Annotated in this window: 11 protein-coding genes; all 11 read left to right on the top strand. The window is 42.2% G+C overall.

Going from position 1 to position 17476, the window contains the following annotated elements; translation table 11 throughout:
• The first annotated feature begins 240 nt into the window (after positions 1-240).
• The 11 genes from HH214_RS01285 (at position 241) to HH214_RS01235 (ending at position 17379) form a co-directional block, all read left to right on the top strand.
• On the top strand, positions 241-3501 hold the full coding sequence (locus HH214_RS01285; protein WP_169605619.1) for a SusC/RagA family TonB-linked outer membrane protein: 3261 nt from the start codon (positions 241-243) through the stop codon (positions 3499-3501).
• A 21-nt stretch (positions 3502-3522) separates the two neighbouring features.
• Positions 3523-5295, top strand: a complete 1773-nt coding sequence (locus HH214_RS01280; RefSeq protein WP_169605618.1) for a RagB/SusD family nutrient uptake outer membrane protein — start codon at positions 3523-3525, stop codon at positions 5293-5295.
• Between the two features lie 103 nt (positions 5296-5398).
• Complete coding sequence (locus HH214_RS01275) at positions 5399-6175, top strand: rhamnogalacturonan acetylesterase (protein ID WP_169605617.1); 777 nt, start codon at positions 5399-5401, stop codon at positions 6173-6175.
• The gene (locus tag HH214_RS01270) at positions 6172-7137 is read left to right on the top strand and encodes a pectinesterase family protein (RefSeq protein ID WP_169605616.1); all 966 of its coding nucleotides are present in this window, start codon (positions 6172-6174) and stop codon (positions 7135-7137) included. The genes HH214_RS01275 and HH214_RS01270 overlap by 4 nt, the downstream gene beginning before the upstream one ends.
• 30 nt (positions 7138-7167) lie before the next feature.
• The gene (locus HH214_RS01265; RefSeq protein ID WP_169605615.1) at positions 7168-8826 is read left to right on the top strand and encodes a glycoside hydrolase family 28 protein; all 1659 of its coding nucleotides are present in this window, start codon (positions 7168-7170) and stop codon (positions 8824-8826) included.
• Positions 8827-8838: 12 nt separating this feature from the next.
• Entirely contained in the window at positions 8839-9846 is a 1008-nt protein-coding gene (locus tag HH214_RS01260; protein WP_169605614.1) for a pectinesterase family protein, read from the top strand.
• Positions 9847-10185: 339 nt separating this feature from the next.
• Positions 10186-12084 carry a glycoside hydrolase family 88 protein gene (locus HH214_RS01255; protein WP_169605613.1) on the top strand — a complete coding sequence of 633 codons (1899 nt, stop codon included), beginning with the start codon at positions 10186-10188 and terminating at the stop codon, positions 12082-12084.
• Positions 12084-13121, top strand: a complete 1038-nt coding sequence (locus tag HH214_RS01250) for a pectinesterase family protein (protein WP_169605612.1) — start codon at positions 12084-12086, stop codon at positions 13119-13121. The genes HH214_RS01255 and HH214_RS01250 overlap by 1 nt, the downstream gene beginning before the upstream one ends.
• A complete protein-coding gene (gene pelA, locus HH214_RS01245) occupies positions 13114-14196 on the top strand; it encodes a pectate lyase (protein ID WP_211166288.1) in 1083 nt (360 codons plus the stop codon). Before HH214_RS01250 ends, pelA begins: the two co-directional genes overlap by 8 nt.
• Before the next feature lie 16 nt (positions 14197-14212).
• Positions 14213-15718, top strand: coding sequence for a tagaturonate reductase (locus HH214_RS01240; RefSeq protein WP_169605611.1), 1506 nt, complete (start codon positions 14213-14215; stop codon positions 15716-15718).
• Between the two features lie 5 nt (positions 15719-15723).
• A complete protein-coding gene (locus HH214_RS01235; RefSeq protein ID WP_169605610.1) occupies positions 15724-17379 on the top strand; it encodes a UxaA family hydrolase in 1656 nt (551 codons plus the stop codon).
• Positions 17380-17476: the final 97 nt, after the last annotated feature.

Genomic DNA, 17476 nt, shown 5'->3' with positions numbered 1-17476 from the left:
TCCGGGAACGTTTGCATACTTTTTATGCTGTATAAATTTCTTTTATTTATACAGAGTAGTTAATCTTGTTAAGCATTCGAATAGTATAGCTGAATAACCAACAGATTGTACTGAAGCCAGATACTTATAAACCAATTATTAAATTTTAACCAAGCGTACTTGAACCCGTGTAGTTGCCCTGAAAAGGAATAGGCTATGCTGTTGATTATGTGCTGCTGTTTACCTGAAACCACTTAAATTATGAATAAATTTTTACTTAATTTATGCTTACTGTTGCTGTGTTGCACTGCAGCGTGGGCACAAACCCGGCAGATTACCGGTAAGGTAACTGAAAAAGACTCCAAAGAGCCTGTTGTTGGAGCCACCGTATCCATACGAGGTACAACCTCCGGAACACAAACAGCCGTTGATGGAACTTACAAATTGAATGTGCCCGATAGAGCCGGTGTTGTTGTTGTTATCCGTTACGTTGGCTTTAAGCAACAGGAATTTACCTTAACTGCTGGCCAAACAACCATTAACGCTGCGCTTGAAAATGATTCGAGGCAGTTGGATGAAGTAGTGGCTATTGGTTATCAAACAGTAAAGCGCCGTGACGTAAACGGTGCAGTATCCTCAGTAAATGCCACTCAGTTAAAAGACATTCCGGTTACCTCGTTAGGTGAAGCATTGGCTGGTCGTTTAGCTGGTGTGCAAATTACCCAGTCAGAAGGTTCGCCGGATGCGGCAGTGCGGGTATTGGTACGTGGTGGTGGTTCTATCACCCAAAATAACGATCCATTGTACGTAATTGATGGGGTGCAGGTAGAAAACGGCTTGTCCACTTTATCACCGCAAGATATACAATCGATTGATGTGCTGAAAGATGCGGCTTCAACGGCTATTTATGGTGCTCGTGGAGCTAATGGTGTAGTAATAATAACTACTAAAGGTGGTCGTGAACAACCTACTACAGTTACTTACAACGGCCGCGTAGGTTTTAAAAGTCTAGCACGCGAGTTACAGGTTCTAAATCCATATGATTTTGTGCTTTATCAATATGAACGCAGCCGGGGTAACGCTACCGACAGTACCAGTTTTGCTAATGATTACGGTAATGATTTTGGAGCGCTTTCCCGGTTTCAGAGCGTGCCTTTTGTGGATTGGCAGAAAAAAACTTTGGGTAGAACCGGCTTCCAGCAGCAACATAATATTAGTATAACTGGTGGAAGCAAAAGTACGCAGTTTAACCTGAGCTTTACCGATGACAACCAAAACGAAACGGTAATCAATTCGATGTATGATCGTAAACTGATTAACTTCCGTATGGATCATACGGCGAGCAGCAAGTTCAGATTTGGTTTTAATGCTCGCTATAATGCACAAGCGGTTAGTGGCGCAGGTACTTCCAGTACACAAGGTTCTACTTATAACAATCTACGGAACACCATCAAATACCGTCCGTTTGATGTACCAGGCATTCCTGACGATCAGGTAGATCCAACACTCTATGCAGAAAGTAATGCAGCCGGTAATAACCTTGGCGTATTAAATCCTATAGTTAACTCCAATGCTCAATACCGAAAAAACTATACTTATGTAACTGATTTGAACGGGTACCTAAACTATACTTTCAACAAGTATCTGTCTTTCCGTTCTACATTAGGGGTTGATTTTAACCGTCAAAAGTTAAACTCATTTGATGACGCCATTACCTTCAATGCGCGCATTAATGGCAGCGGACAACCATTGGCAGGTATCAACCAGATTAATACCAATACGCTTGATTTATCAAACGTGTTAACCTTTAATAATTCAGCAGCTAATCCTAAACATCATGATGTTAATTTAATTATAGGTAACGAATTTTATAATCTGCATTCTGATGGGCTAAACAACCAATTTAAATTATTTCCGGCAGGCATCAGTGCTGAGTCTGCATTAAATCAGCTTAATCAGGGTACTATTATACCAGGTTATCCAACCGTCAGCAATTCAACCTCTCATTTGTTGTCTTTCTTTGCTCGCGGTAATTATACGTTGGATAAAAAATATACAGCAACCTTTACTATGCGTGCTGATGGTTCTTCAAAGTTTGCTCCCGGCCATCAATGGGGTTATTTCCCATCAGGCTCCCTGACCTGGCGTGTTTCTGAAGAGAATTTTATGAAGAATATCACAGCTATTTCTGATTTGAAATTGCGATTAAGCTATGGTACATCAGGTAACAACCGTATTGCCGATTACCTGACGCAAACTTTATACAACACCGGCACTAACACGTTATATACTTTAAATGAAAGTACTACCAGTATAGGTATTGCACCAACCAACCTGGTAAACCAAAAATTGAAATGGGAAACTACTGCTTCTACCAATATTGGGTTAGATTTTGGTATGATTAATAACAAGATTCAGGTATCGTTAGATGCTTATCAGGGGACTACCCGCAACCTTTTGATTAGTGTACCTGTACCAACCAGTTCGGGTTATACTACCCAACTGCAAAACGTAGGTAAAACACAAAATCGGGGAGTTGAAGCACAGTTTAATGCTTACATTATTCAAAGTAAATCATTTAGCTGGTCGGCCAACTTTAACGTAGCTTACAATGTGAACAAAGTATTGGCACTGGCTCCAGGACAAGATTCATACTTTGCTTACTCAGGTTGGGGTGTTTCTGGCCAGCCAGCCGATTTCATTGTACAAGTTGGTAAACCGGTAGGTAGCGTTTATGGCTATGTAAGCGATGGCTTCTATAAAACCTCTGATTTTAATTATAATGCAGCCACTAACCAGTACACTCTTAAATCAGGCGTGGTTGATCCATCTAAAACCATTGGTACAGCACAACCGGGTTTAGTAAGATATAAAGACCTGAACGGCGATGGGGTAATTACTTCAGCCGACCAAACTATACTGGGAAACACTAACCCTAAAATTACTGGTGGTTTAAACCAAATGTTTACTTACAAAGGTTTTGATGCTAGTATTTTTATCAATTTCCAAGCTGCCGCCAAGGTGTTAAATGCTTCGAAAATTGAATTTAGTAATGGCTATACCGCAAACACCAACTTATTAGGTACAGCTAAAGACCGCTGGCGCACCGTTGATGCCAACGGCAACGTTACCCAAAAGTTAGTTACGGTAAATGGTAGTACGGTAGCGGTAGGTGCAGCACCAGCCGTATTGGATGCCTTAAATGCTAATGCTAAAACATCAATACCTGTAACTGGTGCGGCAGCTTTCTATGTAACGTCTGATGATGTGGAAAATGCAGCTTTTGCCCGCGTTAACAACGTAACACTAGGGTATACCTTTAGTCCGGCGCTGTTAAGGAGAGTAAGCGTTAAAAAACTGCGGGTTTTTGTTACGGCCAACAATCTGGCTATTGTAACCAGCTATACTGGTTTTGACCCTGATGTAAATACCCGCCGTGCAACCCCGGTAACACCAGGTGTTGATTATTCTTCCTATCCACGCAGCCACACTTACCTGATGGGTGTAAATCTGACTCTGTAAACCTAATTAAAAAGTAACATCATGAAAAAAAGATATATATACCGTGTGCTTGTAATGGCAGTAGTACTTACTGCCGGCTCGGTTACTTCTTGTAAAAAATATTTAGATGAAAAGCCAGTAGCTTCTATTGGTACTGAAGATGCTTTTAGCAATGTAGCGAATGCTACAGAAACAGTATTGGGCGTTTATTCCAGACTGGCTGGTGATGCCGGCTATGGTACCCGTTTAAGTTTGTACTTCACAGTTGATCAGGATGAGATGTTAGGCCCGGCCAACAGCAGCGCGCCGGATAATGACCGCCGGGATATTGCGCGTTACGGGGCAACACCTAACAACGCGCAAATTGAATCGCCGTGGGAAAACTTGTACTCAGGTATTGAGCGAGCTAACAATTGTATTAAATACATTCCGCAGATGGGGGCTTATACCAGCGGCAGTACAAGCGATCAAGCTGCTTTGAAACGTTTGTATGGTGAGGCGCTTACCTTGCGTGCACAGTTTTATTTTGAACTGATTCGCAACTGGGGCGATGTACCAGCTTCTTTCATTCCTTCGGCAGATCAGTCCACTTTGTATTTAACCCGTGCTAACCGTAATACTATTTACGAGCAAATACTAGGTGATTTACTAACCGCCGAAACATTAGTGCCTTGGCGCACCGAGGTAAGTACACGTGATGAGCGTATTACTAAAGGAGCGGTTAAGGGGTTGCGGGCTCGTATAGCCTTATTTCGGGGTGGTTATTCATTACGTAATACATCCAGCCAGATGGAGCGGGATGCCGATTATTTAAAATATTACCAGATTGCCCACGATGAGTGTGCTGATTTAATGCAGCATCGTGAGCAGCATACGTTGAACACTAGCTTTCAAAACCTGTTTAAAAATTACGTAGATGCGCATACGCTTGATCCTACTTATGAAATTATGTTTGAAGTAGCTATGGGTGGCGGTGCCTCGGCTGCCGATAGTAAACTGGGCTATTATGATGGGCCTAGGGTAAATAACTTAGGTAGCTCGGCCTTGCTGGTGGTGCCTACTTACTTTTATGCTTTCGATCAGAACGATGCCCGCCGTGATGTGACTGTTGCTACTTATTTTACCAATGCCGATGGTACAAAAGTGCTGCAAAAACTTACCAGCGCTTGCAGCGGCAAATTCAGACGTGATTGGATTACTAATCCATCTATCTCGACAACTTCAGCGGCTCAGTACTTTGGCATCAACTGGCCTATCCTTCGTTTCTCTGACGTTCTGCTGATGTTTGCCGAAACCGATAACGAACTGAACAATGGGCCAACTTCTGCTGCTATTAATGCCTTTAATGAAGTTCGTACCCGTGGGTTTAGTGGTAACTCATCTTTGATTGGTACTACGCCTACTACGCACGATGCCTTCTTTAACGCTATTGTTAATGAACGTTCATTTGAGTTTGGCGGTGAAGGTATCCGTAAATATGATTTGATTCGATGGAATTTGCTAAACAGCGTAATCACTAAAACCCGGGCAAATTTAACCTTGATGTTGAACAGACAGGCGCCTTATGCTAACCTGCCACAATCCATGTATTATTTGAATAGTTCACAAACGTTGGTTTATGGTAATTCGCTGTACACAGCCACGCCAGCGGCTACGCCAACCAACAATACTAAAGTAAATTGGGTAAGTTCATTAAGTACAAGTTACATCACCAACGTGGCGCAATTGTTTACACCTAATCATGGTGAACTATTGCCAATACCATTACCGACTATGCAATCTAACCCATCGCTGGTACAGAACCCTGGTTATTAATCTGGTACGGCTAAGATTGCCATGTTGGTAATCTTAGCCATATAATTTATGTTAGCATGCATGACCTTTAAATAATGAGTTGCGATTAAGGTGTATAATATTTATGAAGTGGTTTTTGAAAAAATATAGTTTATCGTGTTTAGCTTTTACGTTGTTGGTGCTAACGGCTTTTACGTTTCCTCCGAAACATATTACCGTTTACCTGATTGGCGATTCTACGATGTCGGTTAAAGAAAAAAAAGCTTATCCTGAAACCGGGTGGGGGATGCCCTTCGTGGCTTTCATGGATTCTACCGTAACAATAGATAACCGGGCCAGAAATGGTCGCAGCACCAAGACGTTTATTACCGAAGGTTTGTGGCAGCCTGTAGCTGACCATGTACAAGCTGGCGATTATGTGCTGATTCAGTTCGGGCATAATGATGAGGTGAAAACCAAAGCCAGTTATGCTACCGAAAGTGAGTTTACCGCTAACTTAAACCGCTTTGTTAATGAGGTGCGTAGTAAAAAAGCTATCCCCATTTTATTGACCCCAGTAGCCCGGCGTAAGTTTGATGCTGGTGGTAAAATTGAAGATACGCATACTGTTTACGCACAGCTGGTACGTGATGTAGCTGCAAAAAACAATATTACCCTGATTGATTTGGATAAGCTTAGCATGGATATGTTGCATCAGTATGGACCAGAAACTTCTAAACTTTTATTTAATCATCTAACTCCTGGCGAGCATCCCAATTACCCTGATGGTAAGCAAGATGATACACACTTCAGTGAGCTAGGCGCGCGTAAAGTGGCCGAACTAGTATTGGCCGAAATCAGGAAAGTACAACCCGATTTGGCTGAGCATATTGTGAAACCTAAATCAGTAATTATTAAATGAAGTTTTTAGGTATTGTATTGACGCTTGAATTATTGGTTATACAGGCTATAGCCTTGCCCAAGCGCATAGTTGTAGCACAGGATGGAAGTGGTAATTACACAACAGTTCAGGCTGCGTTTGATGCTGTGCCGGCACATAACACAAAGCCGGTAGAAATTTATGTGAAAAAAGGTATTTATCAGGAGCGGCTGTTTTTGCCGGAAGGTAAAAGTTATATAACACTTACCGGTGAAGATAAAGATCGTACGATACTGACTTATAACAATCATACAGGCACTATCAGCCCTCAAGGTGATACTATAAACACCTACACTTCTGCTTCCTTTTTTGAGAATGCAGATAACTTCAAAGCTTCCAATCTGACCTTTCAAAATAATGCAGGATTCAGCGCCGGGCAAGCCGTAGCCGTTTATGCTTATGGTGATAAGCTGGTATTTGATAATTGTAATTTCAAAGGCTTTCAGGATGTGCTGTTTTGCAGTAATCCGGATAGCCACCAATATTATAAAAACTGCTATATTGAAGGTACTACCGACTTTATTTTCGGACCAGCAACCGTGCTATTTCAAAATTGTACCTTACATAGTAAAAAAAACTCGCATATTACGGCCGCATCTACTCCGCAAAACCATGCTTATGGTTTTGTTTTTATGCATTGTACTTTAACAGCTGATACTGGCTTGAACAGTGTATCACTTGGCAGACCTTGGAGGCCGTATGCCAGTGTTACTTATATTCATTGCAATATTGGACCGCATATTTTACCGGCAGGCTGGAACAATTGGAAAAACGCAGCCAACGAAAAAACAGCTCGTTTTGCTGAATACCAATGTACTGGCCCTGGTGCAGCTTTGCAAAACCGTGTGCCATGGGTGCATCAGCTTACGAGTGATGAAGCTAAAGCTTTTACGATTAATAATATTTTAAGCGGACCAGACCACTGGAACCCTTTAAAACAATAAAACCTTTATTTAGTAGAAAACAGTACCGATATGATAGACTTTAAAAAAGTTGCAGTTGCAGCCACCTTGTTTGCTGGCATGTTTAATTATGCTTCTGCACAAAATACAGCTTACTCCTGGAGCAATTTACCGAAAGTGAGTACGCCAACATTCAAGAAAGATACCATAAATATTACGCATTATGGCGCTAAACCTGATGGGCTTACGCTAAATACACAAAGCATAAACAAAGCTATTATGGCTTGTAGTGCCAAAGGCGGTGGTGTAGTGTTAGTGCCTGCAGGTTTATGGCTTACCGGACCTATTGAGTTAAAAAGCAATGTAAACTTGCATATTGACCGTGCTGCGCTGGTACAGTTTACTGATGATAAAAGCCAGTACCACTTAGTGGAGGGTAATTGGGAAGGCCATGCATCATACCGTAACCAATCACCTATATCGGGCACTAACCTGCAAAATATAGCTATCACTGGTGATGGTATTATTGACGGGCATGGTGAAGTTTGGCGGGCCATAGGCAAAGATCGGTTAACGGCAGATGAGTGGAAAGCTTTGGTAGCTTCAGGTGGTATGGTAAGTGAAAATGGTAAAAGCTGGTATCCTTCGGCTAGTTACCAAAAAGGTTTAACTACTCCAGAGGCTGGCTATATCAAACCAGGTTCATCCGTAAAAGATGTTGAACCGATGAAAGACTTTTTCAGGCCCAACATGCTGGTATTAACTAATTGCAAAAAGGTGTTATTGCAAGGCACTACCTTCCAGAATTCTCCAGCTTGGTGTTTACATACTTTATTGTGTGAAGATTTAACCTTACGCAATGTAAGAGTACGTAATCCGTGGAACGCTCAAAATGGAGACGCTATTGACGTAGAATCTTGTAAGAATATACTTATTGAAGGCAGCACGTTTGATGCTGGCGATGATGGCATTTGTGTGAAATCGGGTCGTGATGAAGAAGGCCGCCGCCGTGGTAAACCTACCGAAAATATGATTGTGCGTAATAACGTAGTATACCGCGCACATGGCGGTTTTGTAATTGGCAGTGAAATGTCGGGCGGAGCACGCAATATCTTTGTATCTGATTGTACTTTTATTGGTACCGATATTGGTCTGCGTTTTAAAACTACTCGCGGTCGCGGCGGTGTGGTTGAAAAAATCTACATCAAAAACATCGCTATGCGTGATATACTGCATGATGCCATTTTGTTTGATATGTACTACTCAGGTAAGTCGCCATCGGAAGAAGAAACAGTCGATAACTCTAAAATACCGGCAGTTACAGAAGCAACTCCACAATTCCGTGATTTTTATGTAAGTCATGTAGTATGCAATGGTGCTGATAATGGCTTACTGATTCGCGGCTTGCCGGAAATGAGCATTAAAGGTATTCATCTGGATAATATTGTGCTGAAAACCAATAAAGGCATTAATATTATTGAAGGTAAGGATGTAACCCTTCGCAATGTTTATGTGGAAAGTAAAAACACAGAACCATTGGTAAACATCAGCAACAGTAGTGAGGTAACTTTTGATGGTTTAAAATATGGTACTAACACCAACTTATTATTTAGCATTAGTGGTAGCAAATCTGGCCAGATAAAGGTGCTGAACACGGATGCCTCTAAAGCCAAAACCAAAGTAGAGTTTAAACGCGGTGCTGATGATAAGGCCCTGGTAGCAGCTAAATAAACGAACACTATAATGAAGAAGTTATTTGTACTTTTTGGCTGGATTTTAGTAGTGGGTAGGGCAGTTGCTCAGCCTGTAACCACCCCTGTACAGCTTACTGTGGCGCAAGATGGCAGCGGTAAATATAAAACCATACAGGAAGCTGTTAATGCTGTGCGCGATTTATCGCAACAGCAGGCAATCATTCACATCAAAAAAGGGGTTTATCATGAAAAGCTGGTCATACCAAGCTGGAAAACACATATTACATTAATAGGTGAAGATAAAGAGAACACCATCATCACCAATAATGATTACTCTGGCAAGCCAGTGCCCAGTGGCCATGATGCTATGGGTAAGGAAAAGATGAACACTTTTACTTCTTACACCGTGCTGGTACAAGGCAATGATTTTTGTGCTGAAAACCTGACTATCGAAAATAATGCGGGTAGAGTTGGGCAAGCGGTTGCTTTGCACGTGGAAGGCGACAAATGTATTATCAAAAATTGCCGTTTACTGGGTAATCAGGATACCCTTTATATGGCTACAAGCAACAGTCGGCAGTATTACGAAGGCTGTTACATTGAAGGCACTACCGATTTTATTTTTGGCGAAGCCACCGCTGTTTTTCAAAGCTGTACTATTAAAAGTTTACTGAATCGCTCTTATATTACAGCCGCTGCAACATCTCAGCAGCAGCAATATGGCTATGTACTGCTAGATTGTAAATTGATAGCAGATACTTCGGTACAAAAGCAGTTTTTGGGCAGACCGTGGCGGCCATATGCCAAAACAGTTTATATCCGTACGCAAATGGGTGCGCATATTATAGCCGAAGGATGGAACCCATGGAAAGGTGATGCTATGTTTCCCGAAAAGGAAAAAACTGCTTACTATGCTGAATATGGCAGTACAGGGCCAGGAGCTGATGTAAAAGGACGCGTAAGCTGGTCGCACCAACTTACCGCACACGAAGCCAAGCTTTATAATGTTCAAAATATATTAGCAGGACAAGATCACTGGAATCCGCAAAAGAATTAATGTAGCTGTAAAATGATGAGCAAGCCATGATGGTATAAGCAATCAGGAAGCAGCAGGATAGTGAGTTTTATTAAAGCCGTATATATTTACCATCCGCAGCAATGGATAAACAGGGTTATTGCGGGTGGTAAAAACCATTATAAACTAACAATTACTAACCTATAAGCGGTAAATAGTACTTCGGGAACGATTGCATAATTTATTCCAGGTAAACCCGATGATAAACCTTTAGAATATAGTTAAAATTGCACTAAGCACCATTTATAACTGTATAGTTGGATTGTCGTAAAGGTTAAGATTTATCCTTGTAACTGAATTATAAAGCTATAGCATCTATACATGAAAAAATATTTTCTGATAGCATTATTATCTTTTTTGAACTTAGGCTTGTGCCACGCGCAAACACAAACCTGGTCGCAGCGAATGGCAGCTACTGCTATGCATTTGTGGCCAGATACCGCCAGCAATGGTCATTGGGCTTACGAACAAGGCGTGGTATGGCAAGGCATGAAAAATGTGTGGCTGCAAACCGGTGATGCCAGTTATTTCAGATACATACAACATTGTGCAGACCATTATGTAACTGCTGATGGTAACATCAGAACTTACAAAGCTGAAGATTACAATTTAGATAATGTACTGAGCGGCCGCAGCCTCATGACGTTATATAACGTGTTAGGAACTGAAAAGTACTATAAAGCGGCTACGCTGCTGCGCGAACAACTGAAAACGCAGCCGCGCATACCAGAAGGCGGATTTTGGCATAAAAAAAAATATGTTAACCAAATGTGGTTGGATGGCTTGTACATGGGCGAACCATTTTATGCCGAGTACGCTAAAGCTTTCCATGACGATGCTGATTTTGACGATATCGCTCAGCAGTTTATTTTGATGGAAGCTAATGCCCGTGATGCTAAAACCGGATTGCTGTACCATGCTTGGGATGAAAGCAAAAATGAGAAATGGGCAAACCCAAAAACCGGACTTTCACAAAACTTTTGGGGCCGTGCTGATGGCTGGTACGCCATGGCACTGGTAGATGTATTGGACGACTTTCCGGTAAATCACCCTAAGCGGCCTCAATTGCTGGCTATTCTGAACCGGTTAGCTGTAGCTATTGAAAAGTATCAGGATAAGAAGTCAGGCGTGTGGTACCAGGTGCTGGATAAAGGAGCTGAAAAAGGCAACTATCTGGAAGCTTCAGCCTCTTGCATGTTTGTGTATGCATTAGCCAAAGGAGCCCGCGAAGGCTATCTGCCACAACGCTTTATGCAGGCAGCGCAAACAGGTTACCGGGGCATCATCAAAGAATTTATTACTACAGATGCTAACGGCCAGGTAAACCTGAATAAAGTTTGCAGCGTAGCTGGGTTAGGCGGTAATCCTTATCGTGATGGTACTTATGAGTACTACATCCATGAGAAAATTGCCACTAACGATCCTAAAGGGGTAGGGGCTTTTATCATGGCCAGTGTTGAGGTAGAACGTTTAGCAAATTTATCAGCCGGCAAGGGGAAAGTAGTATTATTGGATAGCTATTTCAATGATGAACATCGTAAGGATATTACCGGTAAAACCATTCCGACTCATTATAAATGGGAAGAAGAGGTCAATAATGGTTTTTCCGTATTCGGACACATCTTTAACAACTACGGTTTCAAAACTGAAACATTATACCAGGCGCCAGATGCTGGTAATTTGAAAAAAGCTTCGGTTTATGTAATTGTAGATCCTGATATTCCAAAAGAAAACCCTAATACTAAATATATTGAGCCTGCACATGTAAAAGCCATTAGCGAATGGGTAAAAGCCGGAGGCACGCTGTTGGTGTTAAACAATGATACTGGAAATGCCGAGTTTAAACACCTGAATACTTTAATGACCAAGTTTGGTATTCGCTTTAATGAGGACAGCCAGAACCATGTTACAGGCTCACAATTTGAAATGGGAGCAGTGCAAATTCCGGCCGGTAATGCTGTATTTAAAACAGCTAAAAAGGTTTACATTAAAGAAATCAGCACATTTACGCTAACACCGCCTGCCAAACCTGAGCTGATGCATAAAGGCTTTGTGGTAGTAGCCTCAGCTAAGTATGGCAAAGGCACGGTACTAGCTGTGGGCGACCCATGGTTTTATAATGAGTATGTGGATGGCCGTAAACTGCCACCTGAATACCAGAATTTTAATGCAGCTAATGATGTAGCTGCTTGGTTAGCCAAGCAAATTCCGGTAAAATAATGAAAAGGTTGTTTGCTATAGGGATAAATTGCTTGCTGGCATTAGCCTGCTGCACCGGTATGGCGCAAAGCCGCCCTGTGATAGTGGATGCTGCTGGTAAAGGTGATTTCAAAGCCATTCAGGAAGCTATCAATAGTTTGCCCGATTCTTCAGCAACCAACCGTACTATTTTAGTTAAAAAAGGCACGTATCCTGAAAAGATAAGTATCACCAAAAGTCATATCATCCTCAAAGGTGAAGACGAAGCACATACCGTAATTACATTTGATATGGCTCGCGATGTATGGCGTTGTCAAAATCATGCTGATGATTGGGGCGTGGCTACGTTGAACTTGCGAGGTAGCGATATTACACTCGAAAACCTGACCATTATCAATGGTTATGGCTTTCATCATGTGCAGGATAGCACCATAAATTGCCAAAGCAATACTGAGAGTACAACTACGAAGGTAGTGCGACCTGATGGGCATCAAATGGCATTACGTTCATTTCAAACTACACGTTTGCGGGTAATTCATTGTGCCTTACGTGCTCGAGGTGGAGATACCGTTAGCCCATGGAATGGTGCAAGCGGCTTATACTATTTTAAAGATTGCCTGATGGAAGGCGGCGTAGATTTTTACTGTCCGCGTGGTTGGGCTTATGCTGAAAATTGTCAGTTTGTTTGCCATAGCTTAGAGGCTGCAATCTGGCATGATGGATCGAAAAATAAAAGCCAAAAAACAGTGCTGGTAAATTGCACATTTACAGGGGATAGCCGCTTTAAGCTGGGGCGCTATCATCTGGATTCACAATTTTACCTAATCAATTGCAAGTTTGCTCGCAATATGGCAAATGCACCAATCTACCAGGCAGCCAGTTCAAAAGGCACACAGTGGGGCAGTCGCATATATTTTGAAAATTGCCACCGTGATGGCGGTGATTATACATGGTTTAAAAACAACCTGGCTACAGCACCGGGTGCTCCGGTAGCAGCAAATATTAATGCCTTGTGGGCGATGGATAACCAATGGAATCCAGAAAGGAGCGGTGAGTAAAAGAATGGGCTACAATAAGCAAATTGGAAAGGTTATCATAGTAATAGCAAGTGCTGTATTAATGCAGCAGAGTGCTGCTTGGGCGCAAACGGCATCGTCGGTAAAAACTGATCCTGTTGCCGAAAACATGTTGTTGTACCAACGGGCAATTGGAGGCTGGCCTAAAGCGGTTGGCAATATTAAGGTAGATTACCATAAAACCCTGCCTGCTCCCGACCGTATGGCTACGCAAGAAGATGCTTACCGTAATGATGCCACGCTTGATAATGATGCCACTAATAAAGAAATTAATTATCTGGTAAAAGCTTACCATGAAACACAGAATGGGGCTTATTTGAAATCGGCTGAAAAAGGTATTCGCTATTTGCTGAAAGCGCAGGAACCTAATGGTGGCTGGCCGCAGTTTTATCCGGATACCAGCATTTACCGGGCGTATGTTACCTTTAATGATAACGCCATGATGAATGCCATGAACTTACTGAACCAGGTGGCTCAGCGTACAGGCGGTTTCGAAGTAGTAGATGCAAAACTGGTAGAACCATCAGCTAAAGCGGTAAACCGGGGCATACAATGCATCCTGAAAACACAGGTAAAAGTAAAAGGGAAATTAACTGCATGGTGTCAGCAATATAACAACCATACCTTACAACCAGCGGCTGCCCGTAAGTTTGAACTGGTGGGTTTAACCGCAGCCGAAACAGTAGGCATTGTTCGTTTTTTAATGCAAATACCTACACCTTCACCGCAAATACAAACAGCTATTGAAAGCGCGGTAGCTTGGTTAAATCAGGTAAAAATTACAGGCTACCGTTTTGAACATATTCAGGATGCCAGCCAGCCAACCGGGCGTGACGGCGTGCTGGTGCCTGATGCTAATGCTATAATATGGGCCCGGTATTATGAAATAGGAAGTAATAAACCTTTCTTTTCAGGGCGCAACAGCGAACTAAAATACAATTTAACAGAAATAGAAAACGAACGGCGTGCTGGATATGCCTGGTATGGAACCTGGCCTCAGCAATTGCTGGAAAAAGATTATCCGGAATGGTTAAAACGAAACAATATCCATCATTGATAAGCAAAGCAGAATTATGATATTATCACAATATAATTTAAATAAAATTCAGGCTTCTGATATTACTCTGCCTGATGAATCCATATTTGAGTTGCCCGAAAAGGTACTGCAGTTTGGTACCGGGGTACTATTGCGAGGGCTACCTGATTATTACATTGATAAAGCCAACCGTAACGGTATTTTCAACGGCCGGGTAGTGGTAGTAAAATCAACCGATACTGGTTCGGCCGGACCTTTTGATAAACAGGATGGATTGTACACGTTGTACATGAAAGGCATCAATAATGGAACGCCAGTGAATGAGCAGGTAGTATGTTCAGCCATCAGCCGTGTATTATCGGCCGGTACAGACTGGGAAACTATTTTGCAGGTGGCTCATAATCCGGAGTTGCAATTGATTATATCCAACACTACCGAAGTTGGTATACAATTAGTACAAGATGATATTCGCAAGCACCCACCAGTATCTTACCCCGGAAAGCTGCTGGCAATACTGTACGAGCGTTATAAAGCTTTTGGTGGCAAGCCTGATAGCGGTTTGATTATCGTTCCAACGGAGCTGATTGTTGACAATGGCAAGAAGTTGGAGGCCATTGTATTGGAGTTAGCTCACTTGAATAAGCTGGAACCTGCTTTTATGGATTGGCTGGAAGAAAACAACCGTTTCTGTAACTCACTGGTTGATCGTATTGTACCCGGCAAGCCTGATGCAACTTTAGAAAAGCAATTGCAGGAAGAGTCGGGTTATGAAGATGATTTGCGTACCATGTCAGAAACTTATAGCTTATGGGCTATTGAAGGTGATGAAAAGGTAGCTCAAATACTGTCTTTCAGTAAAGCAGATCAAGGTGTAGTGATTGTGCCTGATATTGAGTTATATCGTGAGTTGAAGTTACGCTTGCTTAACGGTACACATACGTTAAGTTGCGCTGTGGCTTTTCTTTCTGGTTTTCGCACGGTAAAAGAGGCAATGGATAATTCGGCATTTTCAGAGTTCATTACACAAATAATGTTGAAAGAAATTGCTCCTGCTATACCTTACCAAGTAAATTATAATCAAGCTGCTGAGTTTGCCGCTCAGGTACTTGATAGATTCCGTAACCCCAATATTGAACACCAGTGGATTAGCATTTCGGCACAATACAGCGCCAAAATGGGCATGCGTGTAGTACCTTTGTTACTTAACCATTATAAGCTGCACTCCAGTGTACCGCAGCGCATTGCATTGGGCTTTGCTGCATTTTTAAGATTCATGAAAACTGAGCAGAATGCAGAAGGTAAGTTTATAGGTCATGTTAATGGAGCTGAATACACCGTTACAGATAGCCAGGCAGAAACCTTTTGTAAAGTATGGCAAAACGATGATATTAAAGAGATTGTAAATACCGTTTTAAAAGATAAAAATTTATGGAATGCCGACTTAAGTGTACTACCCGGCTTTGCTGAGGCGGTAGCTCAGAAGTTAGAAAGCCTGATAGCACAAGGTACTCGTGTGTTATTGGAAGAAGGCGTTAACGTTTAATTACCATGAAACAGCAAATTTTAAAAATACATCCGGCTGATAACGTGCTGGTAGCACTGGCTGATTTAGCCGCCGGAGAAGAGATCAATTATGACGGAGTAACTGTTCATACTGTTGATGCTATACCTGCCAAACACAAATTAGCGTTGGAACCAATACCTGCTGGTGGCATTATAACTATGTATGGTGTACTGGTAGGTAAAGCGCAGAGTGATATTCCCATTGGCGGTTTGTTATCTACCTCTAATGTAAAACATGCTGCTAACAGCACTTATTTAACCAGCGACCAGCAAGTTAGCTGGAATCAACCAAATGTGAGCACTTGGCAAAACCGTACGTTTAATGGTTACCATCGTACTGATGGCAGTGTTGGTACAGCCAACTATTGGCTGGTAGTTCCTATGGTATTCTGTGAAAACCGAAACATTGAAGTAATGCAGGAGGCGTTGTTGAAGCCACTGGGTTATGGCCGTAAAAAGACTTACGAAACCAAGGCGCAACAATTAATTGACCGCATCCGTTCGGGTGCAGCCGTTGAAGAGGTTTTGTACACTGAGGTTAACGCTAACGATGCTGCAGGTAATTCAGGGAAGGTATTCCCGAATGTAGATGGCATCAAATTTCTAAGCCATACAGGTGGTTGCGGTGGTATTCGGCAAGATGCTATTACTTTGTGCGGCTTGTTGGCAGGATATATCACCCACCCCAACGTAGCTGGTGCAACAGTATTGAGTTTAGGTTGCCAGAATGCGCAGGTAAGTATTTTACAACAAGAAATTGCCAAACGTTCACCTGGTTTCTCGAAACCTTTATACATTCTGGATCAGCAAACTATAGGTCGTGAGTCTGACATGATAGAGCAGGCTATACGCCAAACTTTAGCTGGTTTAATGCAAGCTAATCAAGTCACCCGTACGCCGGCACCATTAAACAAACTTACCATTGGTTTAGAATGTGGTGGATCTGACGGTTTTTCAGGTATATCGGCTAACCCGGCTATTGGTTATACTTCAGATTTATTGGTAGCTTTAGGTGGCTCTGTTATCTTGGCTGAGTTTCCGGAGTTATGCGGTGTAGAGCAAAACTTGGTAGACCGTTGTACGGATAAAGCCAATGCAGAACGTTTTGCGCATTTGATCCATAACTATAGCCAACGTGCCGAAGAAGTTGGTTCTGGTTTCGACATGAACCCATCCCCGGGTAATATTAAAGATGGTTTGATTACGGATGCTATCAAATCTGCCGGAGCCGCCAAAAAAGGTGGTACTTCACCGGTGGTAGATGTGCTGGACTACCCGGAAAAGGTAACTAAGCCAGGTTTGAATTTATTATGTACTCCGGGTAATGATGTGGAATCAACCACTGCCGAAGTGGGTTCGGGCGCTAACGTGGTATTATTTACTACAGGCTTAGGAACGCCTACTGGTAACCCCATTGCGCCTGTGGTGAAAATATCTTCTAATAGTCGTTTATACCAAAAAATGAATGACATTATTGATATCAATACCGGAACCATTATTGAAGGTGAAGAAAGTATTGAACAAGCCGGAAGCCGAATACTGGATTATGTGATTCAGGTAGCTAGCGGCGAAACCGAAGTGAGCGCTGTACGTCATGGCCAGGATGATTTTATCCCTTGGAAACGTGGTGTTTCACTTTAACCTATCTTGAACTGTTTGAATCGTTCTTTATAAAATGTAAGTAGCAAAAACTGCCCGCGATGGGCAGTTTTTTTGTTTTATAGAGATGTTCAAATGT

The organism is Mucilaginibacter robiniae (genome assembly GCF_012849215.1).
Lineage (GTDB): Bacteria > Bacteroidota > Bacteroidia > Sphingobacteriales > Sphingobacteriaceae > Mucilaginibacter > Mucilaginibacter robiniae.
This window is presented reverse-complemented; position numbering and strand designations above follow the sequence as displayed.